The organism is Natronococcus amylolyticus DSM 10524 (assembly GCF_000337675.1).
GTDB lineage: Archaea > Halobacteriota > Halobacteria > Halobacteriales > Natrialbaceae > Natronococcus > Natronococcus amylolyticus.
In genome coordinates, this window is sequence record NZ_AOIB01000021.1 from 78,180 (window position 1) to 99,486 (window position 21,307).

Genomic DNA, 21,307 nt, shown 5'->3' on the forward strand with positions numbered 1-21,307 from the left:
TATTTGGCGGTCAGGGGGTGTGTTTCAGTAGCTCGAGGGGTCCGGAGTAAGCGGGCGGGACTCGAGAGTCGCTCGAGGAGTTCGTTCCCTCCCGGGTCGAAGTTAGTACCCCAATCGCTCGAGCGTCGCCTCGAGTCGTCCGGGATACCGACCGCCGAAGAGGTGAACGTGGACGAGCAGCGGATAGAGCCGGTAGACGTGCCGCCGGCGCTCGAAGAAGCCCGCCTCGATTCCGCGGCGCTCCCGGTAGCGCTCGAAGAACTCCTCGCCGAAGGTTCCAGTCCAGTCGATATAGGCGAGTTCGATTTCAGGATGGGCGTAGTACGTCGCGGGGTCGAGAAACGCCGTCACCTCGCCGTCCCGAGAGAGGACGTTCGTGGTCCAGACGTCGCCGTGGATCAGCGCGGGCGCTGCGGGCTCGGAGAGCAGGTCCTCGAGTTCCGAGGAGAGGGTCTCGAGGCGCTCCGCGAGCGAGGGCGACAGCGACCCCGACTCGAGCGCGAGTTCGGCGGCGTGTGCGAGGCGCTGGTCGCGGTAGAACGCGATCCAGGAGTCGGTCCACGGGTTCGGCTGACGAACCGGACCGGTGAGGGTGTCCCGTTCGAACCCGAACGCCTCGGCCCCGACGTTGTGCAGCCGGGCCAGGTGGTCCGCCGCGTCCCGCGCAGCGGCCGGGCCGTGGTCGGTCGTCCCGGGAACGTACTCGAGCACCAGCAGGTCGGAATCGGTGTGGTAGACCTCCGGCACCGGGAGTTCGCTCTCGCTCGCAAGCGCCTCGAGCATGAACGTCTCGACCTCGAGGGGCGTCTCGCCCGTCTTCGCGACGACCGACGAGCCGTCGGCCAGGTCGACGCGGTGGACCGAACCGATCTGGCCGCCCTCGAGCGCGGCTGTCCCGACGACGTCGGTCCCGATCGCGCGGGCGACCGCGTCGGCGATCGACTCGGCCATCACTCCTCGCAGACGTACTCCACGAACGCGAACCCGTCGCGCTCGTCGCGGTCGACCTCGGTCCACTCGTCGCGCTCCCAGTCGGGGAACTCGGTGTCGCCGTCGGGAGCATCGTGAATCTCGGTGACGATCAGCCGATCGAGGACGGGCAGGAACTGTTCGTAAACCGTCGCCCCGCCCGCGACGAAGGCAGTGTCGGCGCCGTCGTGGCGCACCTCTGCCGCGCGCTCGGCTTCCTCGAGAGCCGTCTCGAGATCGTTCGCGACGACGGCGTTCTCGGGCGTCTCGAGCTCTCGGCTCGTCAGCACGACCGTCGTCCGTCCCGGCAGCGGTTCGCCCAGCGCCTCAAGGATCCCCTCGTAGGTCACCCTCCCCATGATCACCGGGTGGTCCATGGTGGTCTGCTTAAAGTGTTCCAGATCCGCCGGGAGGTGCCACGGCATCTCGCCGTCCCTCCCGATGACGCCGTTGTCGGCGACGGCGACGATGGCGGCGAGTTCGAGGTCGGTCTCGAGTTCGGGAGCGGTCATTCGGCCACCGCGAACCGAAGCCCCTCGTGGGAGTCGTACCCACGCAGCTCGAGGTCCGCCACCGAGAGGTCGTCGATCGAGGCGTCGCCGATCTCGAGGATCGGCCGCTCGAGCGGTTCTCGGGAGCACTGCTCGAGCAGGCCGGGAACGTGATCGAGCCGTTCGTCGCCGTCGGCCTCGGCGGGCGCTTCGCTCTCGAGCCACTCGCGGATCTCGAGGTACTCCTCGCGGTCGTCGACGTCTGCGAGCCGGGACTGGAGGGCCTCGAGGTTGTCGGCGTACCACTCGCCGCGCTCGCCGCGTCCGCAGTAGACGTGGGCGTCGACGACGGTGTGGGCGAAGGTGCCGGGCTCGAACCCGGTCTGTCTGGCGACGACCTTCGTCAGAAGTGCGTAGGCCGCGATGTTAAACGGGATTCCGAGCGCGACGTCGCCCGAGCGCTGCGTGAGGTGGCAGTTCAGCCGATCGCCCTGAACGTTGAAGACGAACGAGTAGTGACAGGGCGGCAGCGTCGAGACGGCCGCGTTCGCGGGGTGCCAGGCGTTGACGACGAGTCGTCGGGAGTTCGGCGAGTCCGAGAGCGTGTCGACGACGTACTGGAGCTGATCGAACGTTCTTCGATTACCCTCCTCGGTGACCCAGCGGTGACTCTCGTCGGGCCAGGACTCGCCATCGAGCTGGCTCTCGTCGGCGGGAACCGGATACCGCCGCCAGAACCGGCCGTAGGCGGTGTCGAGGTGCCCCTCGTCGTCGGCCCACGCGTCCCAGATCTTCGTCTCCTCGCGCAGCTCCCGGATGTGCTCCTCGCCCGAGAGGTACCAGGCGACCTCGTGGAGCATCGAGTTCCAGCGGTAGCCGTCCATCTTTTTGGTCGTCAACAGCGGAAACCCCTCCTGCAGGTCGACCTCGTAGTGTTCACTGAACGACGAGATCGTGTCAACCCCGGTCCGATTGGGTTTGTGGGTCCCGTCCGAGAGTACCGAGTCGACGAGCTCGAGGTACTGGTGCATTGTACCTGCGTTTCGGACGCTCGGTCTTGTGGGTTCCGAGATGGTCTCGGCTCAGTAAGAGTCGACATCGAGCCCGTCGATGCGCTCGAAGTGTGCGACGTTTCTCGTAAGGACGGGCTCTTCGTGGACGAGCGCGGTCGCCCCGATGATCGTATCGCCGATGCCGATCGCCCGTCCCGCAGAGGCGAGTCGGCCGTCAATTCTCCCCGCCTTCTTCATGATTGCGCTGTCGGCAGGGTACACCGTCCGCGTGTCGAGAACGAGTTCGATCTGCCGACGACGTTCGCCGGCGTTCTCGACGCGCTCGAGGCTGTGGTAGAGCTCGAACTGCGACACCGCCGAGATGCGAAGCGGAACGCCGCGTTCCTCGAGGGACGCGATCTTCCGTTTCGCCACATCGCGGTCCTGCATCACGTCGATGAGGACGTCGGTGTCGACGATCACGAGTCCAGATCGTCGACGAGGCGATCGAGTTCCTCGCGGGACCGATCGTCGCGTTCGTGGATCGCCTCGCGCATCTCCTCGGCTTCGTTCTCGGTGAGAATCCCCGACAGGTCGAGCAGCGACCGCTCACCGGCAATCCGTTCGACGGTGTCCGAGAACGACTCGCCCGCTCGCTTGTGGCTCTCGAGCCGTCGGTACGCCTCCTCGGTGAGCCGAACGTTTCGGTACTCCGTGTCGGCCATGTATACACGTGTGTGCAGCCAGCGGTTAACCGTTGCGGCGCCGAACGCCGACATCGTCCACTTTCACCGTGCTGCCCAAACCCTCTTTGTCCGTCCATCCGTCTCTCCGTCCGATGACAAATCGCGACGGCGCCCGCCTGCTCGCCCTGCCGCCGTCAGCCGTTCTCGGGCGTCCGACCGAGACCCTCGCAGATGTCGATACGACCCTCGAGCCCGACGCGGTCTGGCTGCTCGGCCCCGAACGCGAGGCGCGGGCATTCGCGCGGACACGACAGATGTTCGACGCGCCGGCGTTTCACCCACCCCTCGAGACGGACGGGGAAGTCGTCTCCCGTCAGCCCATCGGAACGGAACTTGAGATTGCGGTCGTTCGGAGTCTTCGCGCGCTTCGGGCGTCTCCCGCGGACGTCTCGAGTGCGCTGTCCGACTCGCGTTCGACCCCGATCGCGGTCGTCTGTGACGACGTGACGACGACGACGCGACCGACGGCGCTCGAGACGGGCCTCGAGGGGGCGGCCGAACTCGCGGCCGCACTGCCGCCCGGCCGCGTGACGACCGTCCTGACTAGCGGTGTCCCCGCCGGCTACGACGAGCTGTGGCACCTCGCAGCCGAGACGGGCGCGATTCGGGCCGTTGAGCACGAGCCGCAACTCGAGTGTGAACCCGCGGGGGACGACTGCGTCTCCGTTCGGGTTCGAGGTGCCGGTCCCGTCGAGGGCTACGGCGGCTCGGCGTCGCTGTCCGTCCTCGAACTCGACGAAACCGGTGTCACGGCCGTCGACACCTACGAGCGTTCGGACTTCGGCCTCGAGGCGGTTGCCGGAATCGGACCGAAAACGGCCGAGCGACTCGCCGACGCCGAGGTGACGACCAGAGCCGAACTGCTCGAGACGCCGATCGACAAACTCGCGGGCTACCCTGGCGTCGGTCGGGACAGCGCACACCGGATGCACCGCCATGCGACCGTCCTCGAGGCAGGCGAACCCCGACGGCTCACCGACGAGTCGCTGCCGGCCGAGAGCGGTCGACCGCCGCTGTGTCTCGACATCGAGACCGACGGGCTCTCGCCGACGATCCTCTGGCAGATCGGGGTCTACGACCCGGCCGACGACTCCTACCGGGCGTTCGTCGAGCGCGACGATCCGGACGATCCCGCGCCGGTGCTCGAGGCCCTCTGTGACTGGCTGTTCGCCAGCCACCCCGACAGAGCGCTGCTCACCTGGAACGGCTGGCGCTTCGACTACCGCCACCTCGGAGCGTTCGTCGCACGCCACGTGCCGTACTACGTCGAGGAGTGGGAGTCGGTGCCGAAGTTCGACCTCTACGACTGGGCCGTCCGCGAGGGGCATGCGCTCCTCCCGGGTCGGACGAACAAACTCGAGGACGTCGCCGGCGCGCTCGGGTACGAGGGTGCGGAGACGGGCCTCGACGGCGCGCAGACCGCGGCGGCCTACCAGCGGTTTCTGCGAACCGGCGAGGAGTTCGACTGGGGTCGCCACGAGGCCTACTGCGAGGACGACTGTCGAGCGTTGTGGCACGTCTACGAGCGACTTCGGGACGCGCCGCGGGCGACGGACTCGAGCGACACGTCCCCGGCGGAGGCCGAGGGAGCGACCCCGAGCGGAACGACGGGAGGCGAACAGACCGGACTGGGTGATTTTTGAGCATGGATACGGACGACGCCGCGGACGAAGACGGGACCGAGCCGACCGACGGGAGCCGAGAGGACGTGCCGGTCACCGGCGACGAGCTGCTCGAGACGTTCCCCCGCTACCGCGACGAGGAAGACGTCTCCGTCCTCGAGATCCCCGGCCGCGAGGCGTCGACGGTGCCGAACGACGAGGTCCTGCGGCCCGAACTCGCCGGCCCCCTCGAGTACGACCTGTACGCCCACCAGGCCGAGGCGCTCGCCGCGCTCGAGCACGACGAGAACATCTGCGTCGCGACGAGCACGTCGTCGGGCAAGACCCGGATCTACGCCCTCCAGATCGCCCGGAACGTCCTCGAGGCGCGCGCTCGCGGCGAGCGTTCGACCGCGTACGTGCTGTACCCGACGAAGGCGCTCTCGCGGGATCAGGAGCGGGAGCTGAACGACTTCTTCGATGTGCTCGGACTCGATATCTCGGTCCGGGTCTACGACGGCGACACGGACCCCGGCGAGACCCGACGGCAGATCCGCGAGGGGGCCGACGTGATTATCTCGAACTTCGCGGGCGTAAACACGTACCTGCACGATCACGACCGCTGGGCGCGCTTTCTCTCGACCTGCGACCTCGTCGTGGTCGACGAATCCCACACCTACACCGGCGTCCACGGTATGCACGTCGCCTGGGTGATTCGTCGGCTGAAGCGGGTGCTCGAGTACTACGGCGCCGACCCGCAGTTCGCGCTCACGAGCGCGACGATCGGCAACCCAGGCGAGCACTCGAGCGCCCTGATCGCCGAATCTGTTACCGTCGTCGACGAGGACGGCTCTCCGACTGGACCGCGGGAACTGGTGCTCTGGAACCCGCCGGCTCGAGCGCGAGCGGACGGTTCGGACGGCGATTCGGCGACTGCCGGCGGGAGCGAGGACGAAGCTGACAACGCCGTCGTCGAACGCGTCCCCGCGAGCGTCGAGGCGCCGAAGCTCCTCTCGCACCTGTGTTACCACGACGCCCAGACGCTGCTGTTTACGCCCTCGAGGAAGCTCGCCGAGCTGTCGGTCAAGCGGGCGTCGACCCACCGCCGCGACCGAAGCCGGTACTACGCGAACCCCGATCGGGGGAGCGAAATCGAACCCTACCACGCCGGCCACTCCCGAACGAAACGCCACGGGACCGAACACCGACTCAAGACCGGCGCGCTCGACGGCGTCGCCTCGACGAACGCCCTCGAGCTGGGGATCAACGTCGGCGAGATGGACACGACGGTCCAGCTCGGCTACCCGGGGCAGCGCCAGTCGTTCTGGCAGCAGATCGGCCGCGCGGGCCGCGGGACCAGGCGGGCGCTCTCGGTGCTCGTGGCGGGACATCGAACCCTCGATCAGTACGTCGCGAACAACCCCGACTACCTGCTCGAGACCGACGTCGAGGACGCGGTCGTCGACGTCGACAACGACGCAGTGTTCGCCCGGCACCTCCTGTGTGCGGCGGACGAACTCGCCCTCAAGGGAGCCGACGCGGGCGCGTTCGCCGAGCGCGAGCGACTCGAGCGCGCCGTCGAGATGTGGTGCCGCGCGGGCCGGTTGGCGGGCCACCTCGAGACCGGGATCTCCTACGTCGGCCCGCCCCGCCCCCAGGGGTCGATCTCGCTGTACGCGACGTCGGGCGAGGAGTACGCGGTCGAACTCGCCGACGGCGTCGACGAGCGACACGATCCCGAGATGGAGCCCCTCGCGGAGGAGCGAGTCCTGCGGGACTTTCACGAGGGCGCGGTCAGGCTCCACGAGGGCCGACAGTACGAGGTGTGCGCGGTCGACCACGACTCGCCCCGACCCACGGTGACGCTCCGGCCGACGGACGCCGACTGCTACACTCGAACCCGAACCGACGTGACCGTTCTCGACGCAGTCTCGGAGGAATCCCGCGAGATCGGCGACTTCACGCTGCACTTCGGGCGCGGACAGGTGTTGGTCTACCACGGCACCTACGACCGGGTCGACGTCGACAACGGCGATCCGAAGGAACAGGGACTCCCGACGGAGAACCCGCCGCTGTCGATCGAGACTCAGCTCTGCTGGCTCGAGGTACCCGACGCTCTCGAGCGGGCGCTCGTCGAGCGTTACCGCGAGTTCTCGCTCGAGGACGAGGACGGGGACGGAGACGAAGACGGAATCGCGGAGACCGCCCACCTCGGCTACGCGGGCGGCCTCCACGCCGCCGAACACGCGACCATCGGCGTCGCGCCGCTCGAGCTAATGGTCGACAAGCGCGATCTGGGCGGACTCGCGACGCTGTCGATCGATTCGCACCTCGAGCGGGAACGAGGCGAGAACGGGACGACGGGCAAGGGCGGGACGTCGGGCGAGGCCCCGCGCAACGTCGCCGCGGCCGAGGCGACCGTCAGGCAAATCGCCGACGGGCTCGAGCACGAGCCGAAGAGCGGCTGGTTCATCTACGACGGAATCGACGGCGGCCTCGGCTTCTCGCGGGCGATCTACGAGAACTTCGAGGCCGTCGCCGAGCGGGCCCGAGAGCTGATCGCGGACTGCGACTGTGGCCGCGTCGACGGCTGTCCGGCCTGCGTGATGGACGACCAGTGTGGCAACGACAACCAGCCGTTACACCGCGAGGCGGCCGTCGACGTGCTGGATCGGTTGCTCGGAAACGAGAGTGGAGAGGCGCTTGAGGCCGACGCCGCCGAGAGCGAATCCGGCAGCGATCGGCGGCCCCCGCTGTTCTACTCTTGATTCGCGGCACAGAATCCATGGCGACTACGGTTCAACGTACTCGACCTCGAGTCGGTCGAAGCAAAACGACCAGAGGTCGAGCTGTTCCTCGACGACCATCCAGGTCGGCTTGCCCGTCCCGTGGCCGGTGTCGCGGTTCGTCTTGCAGAGGAACGGGCCGCCGTCGGCGACGGCCTGCATGCGGGCGGCCATCTTCCAGGCGTGGACCGGGTGGACGCGCGTGTCGCTCTCGGCGGTCTCGAAGAGGACGGCGGGATACTCCGGGCCACCCTCCTCGGACGGCTCGAGGTTGTGGTACGGCGAGTACTCCTTGATCCACTCGTACGCGTCGGGATCGTCCGGTGACCCGTACTCGCTCGTCCAGGACGCGCCGAGCAGGAACGTGTGGAACCGGAGCATGTCGAGTAGGGGGACCTGACAGCAGACTGCCGCCACCAGATCCGGCCGCTGGGTCAACACGGCACCGACGGTCAGCCCGCCGTTCGAGCCGCCCCGGATCGCCAGTCGGTCGCTCGAGGTGTACCCTTCCTCGATCAGGTACTCGGCGGCGGCGATCATATCGTCGAACGTGTTCTGTTTGTTCTCGTGGCGAGCCGCCTCGTGCCACTCCGTGCCGAACTCGCCGCCACCTCGGAGGTTCGCCTGGGCGTAGACCCCGCCCGAACGGAGGAACTCCCGTCCGAACCTCTGAAAGGTCGGCGGCAGGCTGTTCTCGAAGCCGCCGTAGCCGTACAGCAGCGTCGGACTGTCGCCGTCGCGCGCGAGGTCGGCGCGGTGGACGACGAACATCGGAACCTCGGTGCCGTCGGCGGACTCGTACCGAACCTGTTCGATGGTCACGTCGAAGCCCAGCGAGACGTCGGGGCGGTCGAGTTCCGCGACGTCGCCCGCCTCGAAATCGTACCGAAACACCGTCGACGGCTGATCGAACGACTGGTAGCTGAAGAACGCCTCGGGGGCGTCGCGGTTGCCGCTCAGCCCGGCGACCGTTCCCGTTCCGGGCAGCTCGACGGATCGTAGATGATCGCCGTCGAGGTCGAACACCTCGAGGTCGGAGACGGCCGCGCGCTCGTACTGGATCAGCAGGCGGTCGTCCGCGACGGTCGCGCCTTTGACGATCCCGTCGCGTTCGGGAACGACCTCCGGTAGCTCGGCGGGATCGACCTCGTCGACGTCGCTGGAGAGATCGAGCTCGAGGAATCGGTAGAAGGGTGCCTCGAGGTCGGTTCGCAGGTAGGCCGTCTCGTCGTGAATCAGCGGCGTGTAGAAGTGGTCGGCGTCGGTGATGACGGGCGTCAGCTCCGTGTCGCCGACGTCAGCGTAGAACAGATCGCTTCGCTCCCAGCCGGTCACGAGCGCGACGAGCAGGTGGCGCCCGCTCCTGTCGGTGGTGAGCAGCGGCCAGGTCGCGGGATCGTCGACCTCGCGGACGAGCTCGTCCGCGTCGAGGGCGTCGCCGTGCTCGTGGTAGCGAATCTCCTTCTCGAGCTGGCTCTCGTTCTCGAGACCCGTGCGGCCGTAGTAGAATCCCTCGGGCGTCCACGCAAACATCCCCGGGTTCACCCGGCCGAGGGCGGTGAGTTCCTCGAGGACGGGTCCGTCGGGCACCTCGAGAACCGTCACGTCGTACAGCTCGTCGCCGCCCTCGTGGACGCCGTAGGCGAGTCGTTTGCCGTCGGGAGAGACGGTCCACCAGCCCATCGACTTCGTCCCGTCGTCGCTGAACTCGTTGGGATCGACGAGGATCGCCCGGTCAGACTCGAATGACTCCCGGAAGTACAGAATCGGTTGGTCGTCCTCCGGTCGCTCGACCTCCTGGAAGTACCCCGTCGGTGCGGCCGTCACCGTCCCGTAGTCGGTCGTCCGCGCGAGCGATTCGAAGCGCGGCCGTAACTCCTCGCGAGCGTCGACCGACTCGAGGAACGCGTCGGCGTACTCGTTCTGGCGGTCGACCCAGTCGTCGACCGCCTCGCCCTCGTCCTCGAGCCAGAGATAGGGATCGTCTACGAGGTCGCCGTGTCGTTCGTAGCTCGTGATCTCGCGTTTCGTCCGAGGCGGCCCACCCGAGTTCATACCGACAGTGTCCAACGCTGACACCTTGAAGCGACCGGTTGCGGAACCTCGTCTCCGGTCCGGAAGCGACTGTGACGACGCAAGCGCCGCGTCCCGACGCCACCCGGATCGGTGTGCCGTACGCGGTCCGGGCAACTCACTCGAACCGGGCCAGCCCCTCTCCGGCGGAACCGACCCCGTTCGACCCGCCGTTTCCGACAGCTGCGCCGCTCGAGGTCTCGCCGAAACAGCAGCTGTCGATACCGTATTCGTCGATCGACGGCAGTTTGATAGAAAAAGATGAGTTATACGTCTGGACCGAAGTTGGGCAAGTAGCGGCCACCATAACAATGTCTGGCAAGTACGACCTCGTTATCGTCGGCGGCGGTATCAGTGGCGCCTCGTTGCTGTACACGACCGCGACGTTCACCGATATCGACTCTATCGCACTGATCGAGAAGGAAGACGAGATCGCGGCGATCAACTCCAATCACACGAACAACTCCCAAACGCTGCATTTCGGGGATATCGAGACCAACTACACCCTCGAGAAGGCCCGGGAGGTGAAGGAGGGCGCGGAGATGCTCGCGGGTTACCTCGAGAACCGCGATCCCGACCGGGAGATGCACGACAAACGCAGCAAGATGGTGCTGGGCGTGGGTCGCGAGGAGGTCGCGGAGCTCGAGCGACGCTACGAGGGCGACGGCTTCGGCGACCTGTTCCCGAAGCTGCGCTCGATCGGCCGCGAGGAGATCGCCGAGATCGAGCCGAAGGTCGTCGAGGGCCGGGATCCTGATACGGAGCTGCGCGCGCTCCAGACACCCGACGGCTACGTCGTCGACTACGGCGCGACGACCCAGTCGTTCGTCGAACTCGCGCGCGAGGAGGCGGGCGTCGACGTCTACACCGGGACGAAGGTCGAGGACATCACGCCGACGCTCGACGGCTACACCATCGAGACGACCGACGGCCGCTTCGACTGCGAGGCGACCGTCGTCGCCGCCGGCTCCCACAGCCTCCAGATCGCCAAGGAGCTGGGCTACGGCGAGAACAAGGTCCTGCTCCCGGTCGCGGGCAGCTTCTTCCTCGGGGACGACCTGCTCAACGGGAAGGTCTACACCCTCCAGATGAAGAAGCTCCCCTTCGCCGCGGTCCACGGCGACGCGGACGTCCACGATCCCTCGATCACGCGCTTTGGTCCGACCGCGAAGCTCGTCCCGACCCTCGAGCGGGGACGCATCTCCACCGTCACCGACTTCTTCGACGTCTTCGGGCTCAACGCTGCGGCGTTTCTCAGCTACGCGAACGTCCTCTCGGATCGGATCCTCCTGCCGTACGTGCTCCGAAACCTCCTCTACGACGTGCCGAACGTCGGTCCGAAACAGTTCCTGCCCCACGTTCAGAAGGTCGTTCCCAGCGTCGAACTCGACGACATCGAGCGCGCGAAGGGGTACGGCGGCGTTCGCCCCCAGATCGTCGACACCGAGCGGAAGTCCCTCGACATGGGCGAGGCCAAGATCGTCGGCGACGACATCATCTTCAACATCACGCCCTCGCCGGGCGCCTCGACCTGCCTGAAGAACGCGCGGCGTGACACCCTCGAGGTGCTCGAGTTCCTCGAGGGCGAGTACGAGTTCGACGAGGAGGCGTTCCGCGAGCGGACGATCGAGCAGTTTCCGCGTCCGGAGGGTATCGAGGAGGGCGACACCGACGAGGACGCCGGCGCGCCCCTCGAGCCCTCGCCCGCCGACGACGACTGACGCTCGAGCGAGGTATACCCGTACTCATGCATACTTCTCGCTCGCTCGAAGGGTAACACTTACAGGTTCGTGCGTTTCGCTATCGAGCATGGCAGAGCACGTGCTCCTGATCGGCGGCGGCGGGCGCGAACACGCGATCGCGCGGGCGCTCGAGAACGGGTCCGACGACGAGGTCGACCTCTACGCCTGCGCCGGCAACCGAAACCCGGGGATCGCCCGGCTCGCGACCGAGTTCGAGACGCTCGAGACGACCAACCCGAAGGCCGTCCGCGAGTACGCCGAGGACGTCGGGGCGACGCTGGCGGTCGTCGGCCCCGAGGCGCCCCTCGAGGCCGGCGTCGTCGACGAGCTCGAGGACGCGGGAATCTACGCCTTCGGCCCGAAAGCCGAGGAGGCCCGCATCGAGACGGACAAGGCCTTCCAGCGCCGGTTCATGGCCGAACACGACGTCCCCGGCTGTCCGGAGTTCGAGACGTTCGACGACATGGACGCGGCCTGTGACTTTATCGACGAGTACGACGGCGACCTCGCGATCAAGCCCGCCGGGCTCACGGGCGGAAAGGGCGTGAAGGTCATCGGCGACCAGGTCACCGCCGAGGAGGGGAAGGCGTACATCCGCGATTCGGACTACGACCGGATCGTCCTCGAGGAGCGGCTGGTCGGCGAGGAGTTCACCGTCCAGGCGTTCGTCGCCGACGGCGAAGTTCGGACCGCCCCCGCGGTCCAGGATCACAAGCGGGCCTACGAGGGCGACGAGGGGCCCAATACCGGCGGAATGGGCAGCTACTCGGACGCCACGCTCGAGCTTCCGTTCATGACCGAGGCCGACTACGAGGAGGCCGTTTCGGTCATCGAGGCGACGGTCGACGCCCTCGAGGGGTATCGCGGGATCCTCTACGGCCAGTTCATGCTCACCAGCGAGGGACCGAAGGTGATCGAGTTCAACGCCCGCTTCGGCGATCCCGAGGCAATGAACACCCTGCCCGTGCTCGAGACGCCGTTCCTCGACGTCCTCACGGCCGCCCGCGACGGCGACGAGCTACCCGAACTCGAGTTTGCCTCGCAGGCGACGGTCTGTAAGTACGCTGTTCCGGAGGGGTACCCGACGGATCCGAAGGCGGGTGCGAAGGTGCAGGTTGACGAGGAAAGTGCTGGCGACGCCTTACTGTACTACGCCAGTGTAGACGAGCGCGACGACGGCATCTACACGACGACCTCGCGGGCGTTCGCCGTCGTCGGCGTCGACGACTCGATCACCGCAGCCGAGGAGATCGCCGAGGACGCCCTCGAGGTCGCCGGCGAGGAGGGACTGCACGTCCGCCACGATATCGGCAAACCCGACCTGGTCCAGCAGCGGATCGACCACGTCGCGGAGCTGCGAGGGGATCAGTAAACCGGGTTCAGTATTCGAACTCGGAACGGACACTGGAGCACTACTCCTTGAGGTCGGCGTAGAGCTGCGTCAGTCAGCAGTCGGGACAGAGAACCGCGTCGAGAGCTGTTCTCTCACCGATACCGAGCCGTTTGAGTATTCCGCCCTCCCGTTCAGTTTTGACGTAGAGACCTCCGGTCTCCGCCGTAGTCACGGCAGTTGCCTCCATCTCGACGTCACACTTCGGGCAGTACCGGCGGGACATAGCACGGACGAGACCGTCCACCCGCATGATAGTTTCCGCCGAACGGGCGATTCCGCATCCGGTTCGCACGCGGACGTCGCGGTGCCGCTGCTATCCGTCGGTAGGTGGTGCCCCACCGGTCGCGAGCGACTCCCGAACCCGTTCCCGGAACGCCGCCTCGAGTTCCGTTCGCACCGTCGCACGAATATCCCGCGAGGACCGACCGATCTCGAGGGCGTACTCGCCCGGATCGACCGTCCACCCGTCTTCGTCGTAGCGAGCGAACGCGAGCTCCTCGAGGTCGATCGCCACGGAGACACGTTCGCCGGCCGGGATCGCGACGCTCTCGAAGCCCGCGAGTTCGCGAACGGGTCGGTCGACATCCGCGACTGACGGCGGGCGGACGTAAACCTGGACGACCTCTCGGCCGTCTCGATCAACCGTGTTCTCGACTGTGACGTGGACTGTTCCGTCCTCGAGGTCCAGGTTGGCGTCGACGTAGTCGTAGTCGGCATAGCTGCGGCCGTGGCCGAAGGGGTAGGTCGGCTCCTGCTCGGCCGAATCGAAGTGGCGGTAGCCGACGAAGACGCCCTCGTCGTAGCGGGCCGTTCCGTCGACGCCAGGATAGCGACGCTCGTCGGCCGTCGGATAGGCGTCCCCGGGGGCGAACGTCACCGGCAGCCGCCCGCCCGGATCGGCGTCGCCGTAGAGAACCGACGCAACTGCGTCGCCGTGGCTCTGGCCGGGGTACCAGTTCTCGAGGACGGCCGCGACGTCCTCGCGCCAGGGGCACTCGATCGGCCCGCTCGAGTTGACGACGACGACCGTACGGTCGTTGGCCGCGGCGACCGTCTCGATCAGCTCCTCCTGGCGGTCGGGCAGGCGCAGGTTTTCGCGATCGATCGCCTCGCTCGCGGTGTCGCGAACGAAGACGACTACGACGTCGGCTTCGCGTGCGGCCGCCGCGGCGCCCTCGAGGTCGGGCTCCCGACTCGGGTCCGCGGGTTCGTCCTCGCCGCCGCCGGTGAACTCCTCGAGCATCGACACCGCCTCGACTCGCGGAAGGCCGTACGCGACCGTCATCTCTCCCTCGGCGCGCTCGTCGATCCCGGTTCGCGGATCGGTCTCGACGACGGGCGTCGTCTCCGAGGAGCCCCCGCCGCCGAGGACGGGTTCGTCGACGTTCGGGCCGATAACGGCCACGTCCGCGTCGTCCGAGATCGGCAGGATTCCGTCGTTCTCGAGCATGACCGTCCCCCGCGTCGCGACGCGAGTCGCGAGCTCGCGATGAGCGGGCGTATCGACCGCACTATCGTCGGACTCCGTCCGACTGCTCGAGGCGCGTCGGACCTCGCTACCCTCGAGCAGGCCCACAGTGTCCATCGCTCCGAGCACTCGAGCGACCATGTCGTCGAGTCGCTCCTCCGAGACGGCGCCCGACTCGACGGCCTCGACCAGCGAGTCGGCGAACCGCTCGCAGCTCTCGGGATCGGGCATTCCCTCGGCGATGGCGTCCGGGAGTTCGCCCGCTTCGTCGTCGCCGTCTCCATTCGTGGCGTCGGGCGCGTCGGCGTCGTCGCCCGCCATCGCGGACTGCATCTCCGCCATTGAGATGCCTGGCATCTCGACGTCGAGCCCCCCGTTCGCTGCGGCAGCCGTACCCTCGGTGCCGAACCAGTCCGAGACGACGTACCCCTCGAACCCCCACTCGCCTTTCAGCACGTCCCGAACCAGCCGCTCGTGGTCGCTCATGCGCGTCCCGTTGACGTCGTTGTAGGCGGTCATGACCGAGCCCGCCCCGGCCTCGACGGCCGAGCGGAACGACGGAAGATAGAGTTCGCGCAGCGGGCGCTCGTCGATCTCGGCGTCGACGGCGGCGCGGGCGGTCTCCTGGCTGTTCGCGACGTAGTGTTTCGGCGTCGCGACGACGTCCTGGGACTGAATCCCCGCGACGACCGCGCCCGCGAACGACGCCGAGAGGACGGGGTCCTCGGCGAAGTACTCGAAGTTTCGTCCGTTATGAGGGACTCGAATGAGGTTGGCGCCGGGCGCGAGCAGGACGTCCTGGCCCTTGCTTCGGGTCTCCCGTCCGAGCGCCTCTCCGTGCTCGCGTGCGAGTTCCACGTCGAAGGTCGCGGCGAGCGCGATCGATGCGGGAAACGCCGTCGCGGACTCGTCCGGAATCCGCACACCGAGGGGGCCGTCGGCCATCCGAAGCGGGGGTATTCCGAGTCTGTCGACACCCGCCACGTAGCCCGTCGCTCGTCCCTCGGGGTCGTTCGCGCCGTGAGTGAGCCGAACCTTCTCCTCGAGCGAGAGCTCCTCGACGAGTCGTCGGATCCGCGGTTCCTGTGACATCTACCGGCGCTTTGCAGCGACTGCAGGATACTGTTGCGGTCGTCGGGGCGACCGACCGCGGTCGTTAGTTCGACGCGCTCGAGTCGTCCGGCGAGTCGTCGAGATCGGAGTCGTCGCTCTCGTCGGTTGGACCCAGTTCGGCCTCGAGGGCCTCGTCGAGGGAGTCGGCGTTCGCGCCGCCGCTCAGCGCCCGGCGAACGGCGACGTAGCCGGCCACGAAGATTGCGCCGGAGACGATCGCCCCCGGAACCCCGTAGCGTTTGTACCCGAACAGTAGCATCTTCTTACCGACGGTGAAAGCACCGATCATCGTACGCATAGTAGGCGAGACGGCGGTATGAACGTGGGGCTTTCGTATGAGTCGCCCACTACGTCGAGGCGGCTTTGCTCGCCTCGAGCAGCAGTTCGACGCCGAGGTCGATCTCGCGTTCGGTGACATCGAGCGGCGGCAGCAGTCGCAGCGACTTGTGGCCACAGCCGAGGGTGAGCAGGCCGCGCTCGAAGGCGGCCTTGACAACGGCCTCCCGTCGCGCTTTGGTGTCGAACTCGACGGCGAGCATCAGGCCGCGTCCGCGGACGTCGATCGCTCCCGGCAGTTCGGCTCGCTCGAGTCGACTTCGGAGCTGTTCGCCGCGTTCACGGGCGTTCTCGAGCAGGTTCTCTTCGTGGATCGCGTCGATCGTCAGGACCCCCTGCATCGCGGCGGTCACGTCGCCGGCACCCCAGGTCGAGGAGATCCGGCCCGTCTCCTCGGGGAAGACGTCCGACCGCGAGATCGTCGCGCCGACGCGCAGCCCCTTCGCGGCGGTGATGACGTCCGGTGTCAGCCCGAGGTGGTCGACGCCCCACAGCTCGCCCGTGCGCCCGAGTCCGGTCTGGATCTCGTCGGCGACGATCTTCAGGTCGTAGCGCTCGCGCAACTCCTCGAGGTCCCGGGCGAACGCCGGATGGGCGACGCGGTAGCCGCCCTCGCCCTGAATCGGTTCGAGGATGAGGAAGGCGACCTCGTCGGGATCGATCACGCCCCGGTCGGGATGGAGCTTGTCGGCGACGACGTTCCCGCCGGGACCGTCGGTCAGCCAGTCGGTCTCGTACGTTTCCTGACTCGAGGGGTAGGGGACGCTGACCACGCCGGGAATCTCGGGATACCCCGTCCGGTGGACGGCCTTCGAGCGGTTGAGCGAGAGCGCCCCCAGAGTGCGGCCGTGGAACGCGCCGTCGAAGGTGAACGCGCGGTGGCCGCCCGAGGCGTAACAGATCTTGATGGCGTTCTCGATGGCTTCAGCGCCGGAGTTCGAGAGAAACACCCGGTCCATATCGTAGTGGTCGGTCATCGCGATCAGTCTGTCCTGAAGCTGGGTCGGGCTGGGGAACTCGGGGTCCTCCGGCGGCCAGCCGCCGCTCGCGTAGAAGTCCTGACCGGCGATCTTCAGCGGGTCGACGAGGTCGAACGCCTCGAGCTTCTCGCGGATGACGGGATTGTTGTATCCGAGCGGGGCGGCGGCGACATGGCTCGTAAAATCGAGCAGGATGTTGCCGTCGACATCGGTACAGAACGGGCCGACGGCGTCGGCCTGCGTGTCCCAGACGAACTCGTAGACGTACGTACTCGGCGCGGCGTAGCGGTGGTGGTACTCGGCCCAGCGTTTCGCCCGCTCGCCGGGAATCGTCCCTCCCTTCGGTTCGACCGTATCGCGGTCCATGCGGGCGATTGGGATGCCGACGAGTTAAAGAGATACTCCTCGCCTCGCGGGAGACGGAACGATTGACGTCTCGAAGCCACCGGTGAACAGGAGGGCCACGCCGTAGAGCGCGACCCAGTAGTGAAACGGGCGTTCGGGGACGACTCCGCGAGCACGATTCGAGCACGGCGGCGTCGCGTCGGCTCTATCGGAACCGCTCGGCGCCGTTCACGTGACACCGCTGCGACGGGTGAACGCAAACGACCTGTCGACGGCGACCCGCCCCCGAAACGTGTCGTCTCGGCGCGACGCCCGCTCGAGGACGGCAGTGCTCGGGCGACCGACAGGAGCGAACCGCGATGGGAACTGGCGGAGTGAACGAGATGAAACCGTTAGAGATCGACGTACTGCGCCTCCCACTCCCGGCGGGCCTCGAGTTCCCGGCGGCCCCGGCGAGTGACCGTATAGAAGTTGGTCCGCCGGTCGCGGCTCCCCTTCTCGACGAGCCCCTTGTCGACGAGGGTATCGAGGTTCGGATACAGCCGGCCGTGGTGGATCTCCTTCTCGTAGTACTCCTCGAGTTCCTCCTTGATCGCCAGTCCGTGTGGCTCATCCTCGCCAGCGATGACGTAGAGTAGATCCCGCTGGAATCCTGTCAGGTCGTACATTGGGAAAGTACCACCGGTACTTACTGTCGAATTTTAATAAGGCTATCGGGTCGTTTCGAGTGAAACAGCCATATTACCATCGAAGATAGCTGTTTCGCCGAGTTTCAAATGATAACGGGAGCGAGGGGACGCCCGGTCGCCGACCGTAACTCCGCTTTCATGTCTCCGATCGTCCAGTTCGAACTGTCGGTTACGTCGGTGTTCGGCTCACCGACCGCTCACGTGGCGGTCGCTCGACGGTAGTAGTAAACAGGAAAGCGAGCCGCGCGACGGAAAACTGTCGCGCGGCCGCTTGCCGCCCTGAATTGGTCCCCGCTGACGCTTCGGCCCTCCAAGCGAAGCGTCACTCGAAAGATTCCGTTCTCCGTACTTAACTCTGTCGCAAACGGGACGAGTAGTGATAGGTTCCGATCCGTGAGACTCTTCAGATGTGTTCTTCCTCGAGTACCCACCCGAGTGCGCGTTTGTAGTAGGTAAACATCTCCCTGACGCCGTCGTGGCGCATCTCCTCGCTCTCGAGGTGCTCTTCGAGGAACTCGTACTGCTCTCGGATTTCTTCCTCGTCTCGCATACCCACAGTTAGCGAAGCGGACGCAAAAAAGGTCGCGTGGAAACGCTAATTTGCTATTGGCACTCTCCGCGACCGGCGACGCGTCGCGGCGACGGTCCGTTTCACGAGTAAGCGGTGGTTTTCCAGCCACCAATCTCCCCCCCCCCGTGACTGAAGTCGTGGGCCTTCGCGCTGTAGTCGTCTACCGGTGAGCTCCCACCGTCGCGGGCGGTGATCCGTGTTTACTCCTCTTCGTCGTCCTCGTCGTCCTCCACCGCGTCTTCGTCGTCCTGCAGCTCGTTGTCGTCCTCGTCCATCCGCGCGTCGCCCTCGTCGGATATCTCGCCGTCCTCGGCGAAGTCCAGCGTGATCTCTTCGTCGTCGCCGTCGATCTCGACCTCGTCTTCGGCTTCCTGGTCCTCGTACATGGCGGCAACCGTGTACTCCCCGTCGTGGAGGTCCTCGAACTCGACTTCGCCGTCCTCGTCGGTTTCGTCCTCCCAGTCGTCCTCGTCGGCCGTGTCATCCTCCTCGTCGTCCACGACGTCGTCGTCTTCGTCATCCTCGAGATCGTCGTCCTCGTCATCCATGGCCTCATCGTCGTCCTCGAGGTCATCATCTTCGTCGTCCATGATGTCCTCGTCGTCCATGGCCTCGTCATCGTCCTCGAGGTCGTCGTCTTCCTCGTCCTCGTCGTCCATGACGTCCTCGTCGTCCAGACCCTCACCTTCTTCGATACCCTCGTCCTCGAGGAAAACGGTCGCACCCTCGACCGGCTCGCCGTCGTCCTCGAGGGTTACCGTCAGCGTGTACGTCTCGTCATCGTCTTCGTCGTCCTCCGGTTCTTCGTCCGCCACGTCGTCCTCGCCGTCCATCGGATCCTCGTCGTCTTCAAGGCCGTCGTCCTCGTCGTCTTCGTCTCCGGGCCCTTCGTCGGCACAGCCGGCCAGGACGAGTGCGCTCGTGGTACCCGCTGCGGCGACGAACTTCCGTCGGTTGAGTCGTTCTTGGGACATACACACCGATAATAGCTTCGCGCTGGTGGTGATGTGGCCTGCAACTGCCGTACGTTAATGACCTATTAGCAATCGGACACGTTCTGATGACGGTCATCGGTTCCGGAGTATTTGCGGGTTAAAACTACAGCGGCGAGAATTAGTTCGGCGGGAGCCAATCGACGTCGGGTCGGCGGTCGACCGGTCGCGCCCCGGATCCGGCACGCGCCGATCCACAACGTAATTGAACACCTGCTGTGATGGTATATTTATGAAACGGCGGATCGTCGTCGGGTTCGTATTCGCCGTCTTCCTGCTGGCGATTCTGATCTACACCGTCGGTAGCGACGACCTCATCGCGGAGCTGTTCTCGGCTAATCCCGCGATGCTCACGCTCGGTGTCCTTTCGGGACTTCTCGCGCTGACCTTCCGCGGAGTGGTGTGGGAGCAGTTTCTCTCGCTGGTCGACGAGGGGCTCTCCCGGACCCAGATCGGTGGGCTGTTCCTGACAGCGATGTTTCTCAAGTACATCACCCCGTACGGGCAGATCGCGACGGAGCCCCTCGTCGCCTACCTCGTCTCGAAGGACGAGTCGATGGCCTACGAGGACGGCCTTGCGAGCGTCCTCTCGGCCGATCTGTTGAACTACGTCCCGTACTACACGTTCGGGTTCGTCGCGCTCGGGCTGTTGACCGTCGGCGACGCGCTCGGAGACGGGCTGATCGACCAGTTCGTCGCCTTCGGCGCCCTCTTTTTCACCCTCGTCGGAATCGTTTCCCTGGTCGTCTATCGGCCCTCGGTCGTCTACGCCGTCGTCGTCAGCCTCACGAGTGTCATCCGACGACTCGTCGGTCGGTTCAGTAGCCGACTCGACGACCCCCTCGCTCCGGAGTCGGTACGGGATCGCCTCGACGGCTTCTACCGGACCGTCGAGACGATCTCCGCCGACAGGCGGACGCTGCTGATCGCCGTCGCCGCCGCTCACGTCGGAATGGTGTTTCTCATGCTCCCGGTCTACATCGGGGCGGTCGCGCTCGGCTATCAGCTCTCGTTCGCGGTCGTCGCGGTAGCCGTCGCGTTCGGGAAGCTCGGATCCGTCGTCCCCGCTCCCGGGGGCACCGGCGGCGTCGAGGCGATGGTCACCGCGACGCTGACGACCTTGGGCGGGCTCGATCCGGCGGCCGCGTTGACGATCGCACTGATCTACCGGCTCTGTACGTACTGGCTCACGGTGACAATCGGCGGGGCTGCCGCGGGAGTGCTCCTGATGGGGGAGTCGTAGTCGGTCCGGTGGATCTTTTTGCCGCTCCGATCGTAGTCGCCGCGTATGAAGATCAGGGGCGAGCGCGAGTGCACGGCGTGTGGAACTCGGTGGTCGTACTACGAGACGGGAAGCGTCGGCTGTCCGGGCTGCGGAAGCCTGCGCAGCGTCGGTCTCGACGACCGAACCGAGCACACGGATCTCGCCGTCGAGTTCGATCTCACCCCGGTCAGAAACGACATCGACGAGGTCTCGGTCGACGACCTCGCGAAACGCGCGCGCGATCGCGCGAGGGAACACACGAAGCGACGAGGATTTATCAACGCCGGCGACCTCCGCGACCTCGACGATCGCTACCTCGCGGCAGCCGAACTGCGCCACGTCGCCGACGTTGTCGGCCGCAGACGCGATCTCGAGGACCGCGAGGAGCTGTACTTCCTCTCGTTGCTCCGGGGGGCCGACGCGGGGGAACGACCCACGACCGACGAGGTGCCTCCCACGCTGCGAGGGGCTCGCGGGCTCGCGTACGCGAACGCAGTTCGAGAGTACCGGCGGGACGTTCGAAACTGGACTCAGGACCGGGAGCTGACCGATGCCGAACGGGGCGCCCTCGAGACACTGGGCGATCACGTCAAGCGAATCCGGATGCTCGACGGCGACGTCGACTCGGAGACGGCCGAGCGTCTGCTCGAGGCGACTCGCGACCTCGCGAACGGACTCCGGGGGGACGAACTGGCGTTTACGCAGGCCCAGGACCGACTCGAGGAGCTCGAGCCGGGTGCGTACTGACCGGTATCG

At 66.6% G+C, this 21,307-nt stretch carries 19 protein-coding genes; 6 read left to right on the forward strand and 13 right to left on the reverse strand.

What is annotated here, in order from left to right:
• Window positions 1-102: 102 nt before the first annotated feature.
• The 5 genes from C491_RS09300 to C491_RS09320 are packed head-to-tail and all read right to left on the reverse strand — an operon-like array spanning window position 103 to window position 3,177.
• Entirely contained in the window at window positions 103-951 is an 849-nt protein-coding gene (locus C491_RS09300; protein ID WP_005555534.1) for a fructosamine kinase family protein, read from the reverse strand.
• Entirely contained in the window at window positions 951-1,481 is a 531-nt protein-coding gene (locus C491_RS09305) for a dihydrofolate reductase (RefSeq protein ID WP_005555536.1), read from the reverse strand. Before C491_RS09305 ends, C491_RS09300 begins: the two co-directional genes overlap by 1 nt.
• Window positions 1,478-2,491 carry a thymidylate synthase gene (gene thyA, locus C491_RS09310; RefSeq protein WP_005555538.1) on the reverse strand — a complete coding sequence of 338 codons (1,014 nt, stop codon included), beginning with the start codon at window positions 2,489-2,491 and terminating at the stop codon, window positions 1,478-1,480. Before thyA ends, C491_RS09305 begins: the two co-directional genes overlap by 4 nt.
• Before the next feature lie 51 nt (window positions 2,492-2,542).
• Complete coding sequence (locus tag C491_RS09315) at window positions 2,543-2,935, reverse strand: PIN domain-containing protein (protein WP_005555541.1); 393 nt, start codon at window positions 2,933-2,935, stop codon at window positions 2,543-2,545.
• Window positions 2,932-3,177 (reverse strand): antitoxin VapB family protein, encoded by a 246-nt coding sequence (locus C491_RS09320; protein WP_005555544.1) that lies wholly within the window; start codon window positions 3,175-3,177, stop codon window positions 2,932-2,934. The genes C491_RS09315 and C491_RS09320 overlap by 4 nt, the downstream gene beginning before the upstream one ends.
• Before the next feature lie 113 nt (window positions 3,178-3,290).
• Here C491_RS09320 and C491_RS09325 point away from each other — a divergent pair, with 113 nt between their 5' ends.
• Window positions 3,291-4,841, forward strand: a complete 1,551-nt coding sequence (locus C491_RS09325; protein ID WP_005555546.1) for a ribonuclease H-like domain-containing protein — start codon at window positions 3,291-3,293, stop codon at window positions 4,839-4,841.
• A 2-nt stretch (window positions 4,842-4,843) separates the two neighbouring features.
• Window positions 4,844-7,567, forward strand: a complete 2,724-nt coding sequence (locus tag C491_RS09330) for a DEAD/DEAH box helicase (RefSeq protein ID WP_005555548.1) — start codon at window positions 4,844-4,846, stop codon at window positions 7,565-7,567.
• Between the two features lie 24 nt (window positions 7,568-7,591).
• Here the strand turns inward: C491_RS09330 and C491_RS09335 are convergent, their stop codons facing one another.
• Window positions 7,592-9,640 carry a prolyl oligopeptidase family serine peptidase gene (locus tag C491_RS09335; protein WP_005555550.1) on the reverse strand — a complete coding sequence of 683 codons (2,049 nt, stop codon included), beginning with the start codon at window positions 9,638-9,640 and terminating at the stop codon, window positions 7,592-7,594.
• A 329-nt stretch (window positions 9,641-9,969) separates the two neighbouring features.
• Between C491_RS09335 and C491_RS09340 the strand changes: the two genes are divergently transcribed.
• Both C491_RS09340 and purD read left to right on the forward strand, forming a co-directional pair.
• Window positions 9,970-11,379, forward strand: a complete 1,410-nt coding sequence (locus C491_RS09340) for an FAD-dependent oxidoreductase (protein WP_005555552.1) — start codon at window positions 9,970-9,972, stop codon at window positions 11,377-11,379.
• A gap of 88 nt (window positions 11,380-11,467) precedes the next feature.
• Window positions 11,468-12,772: a phosphoribosylamine--glycine ligase gene (purD, locus tag C491_RS09345; RefSeq protein ID WP_005555554.1), complete on the forward strand. Its 1,305-nt coding sequence runs from the start codon at window positions 11,468-11,470 to the stop codon at window positions 12,770-12,772.
• Between the two features lie 73 nt (window positions 12,773-12,845).
• Here the strand turns inward: purD and C491_RS23215 are convergent, their stop codons facing one another.
• From C491_RS23215 to C491_RS09375, 7 genes are all read right to left on the reverse strand, one after another.
• On the reverse strand, window positions 12,846-13,016 hold the full coding sequence (locus C491_RS23215) for a hypothetical protein (protein WP_005555557.1): 171 nt from the start codon (window positions 13,014-13,016) through the stop codon (window positions 12,846-12,848).
• A gap of 90 nt (window positions 13,017-13,106) precedes the next feature.
• Window positions 13,107-15,353 carry a beta-glucosidase gene (locus C491_RS09355; RefSeq protein WP_005555559.1) on the reverse strand — a complete coding sequence of 749 codons (2,247 nt, stop codon included), beginning with the start codon at window positions 15,351-15,353 and terminating at the stop codon, window positions 13,107-13,109.
• A gap of 64 nt (window positions 15,354-15,417) precedes the next feature.
• Window positions 15,418-15,663, reverse strand: coding sequence for a hypothetical protein (locus C491_RS09360; RefSeq protein ID WP_049891731.1), 246 nt, complete (start codon window positions 15,661-15,663; stop codon window positions 15,418-15,420).
• Window positions 15,664-15,721: 58 nt separating this feature from the next.
• Window positions 15,722-17,056, reverse strand: coding sequence for an aminotransferase class III-fold pyridoxal phosphate-dependent enzyme (locus C491_RS09365; protein WP_005555563.1), 1,335 nt, complete (start codon window positions 17,054-17,056; stop codon window positions 15,722-15,724).
• A 371-nt stretch (window positions 17,057-17,427) separates the two neighbouring features.
• Window positions 17,428-17,703 (reverse strand): PadR family transcriptional regulator, encoded by a 276-nt coding sequence (locus tag C491_RS09370; protein ID WP_005555565.1) that lies wholly within the window; start codon window positions 17,701-17,703, stop codon window positions 17,428-17,430.
• Between the two features lie 424 nt (window positions 17,704-18,127).
• Window positions 18,128-18,274, reverse strand: coding sequence for a hypothetical protein (locus C491_RS23220; protein ID WP_005555567.1), 147 nt, complete (start codon window positions 18,272-18,274; stop codon window positions 18,128-18,130).
• Between the two features lie 221 nt (window positions 18,275-18,495).
• Window positions 18,496-19,269 carry a hypothetical protein gene (locus C491_RS09375; protein ID WP_005555569.1) on the reverse strand — a complete coding sequence of 258 codons (774 nt, stop codon included), beginning with the start codon at window positions 19,267-19,269 and terminating at the stop codon, window positions 18,496-18,498.
• Between the two features lie 250 nt (window positions 19,270-19,519).
• Here C491_RS09375 and C491_RS09380 point away from each other — a divergent pair, with 250 nt between their 5' ends.
• Entirely contained in the window at window positions 19,520-20,530 is a 1,011-nt protein-coding gene (locus C491_RS09380) for a lysylphosphatidylglycerol synthase transmembrane domain-containing protein (protein ID WP_005555571.1), read from the forward strand.
• Between the two features lie 45 nt (window positions 20,531-20,575).
• A complete protein-coding gene (locus C491_RS09385) occupies window positions 20,576-21,298 on the forward strand; it encodes a DUF7117 family protein (RefSeq protein ID WP_005555573.1) in 723 nt (240 codons plus the stop codon).
• The last annotated feature ends 9 nt before the right edge of the window (window positions 21,299-21,307 follow it).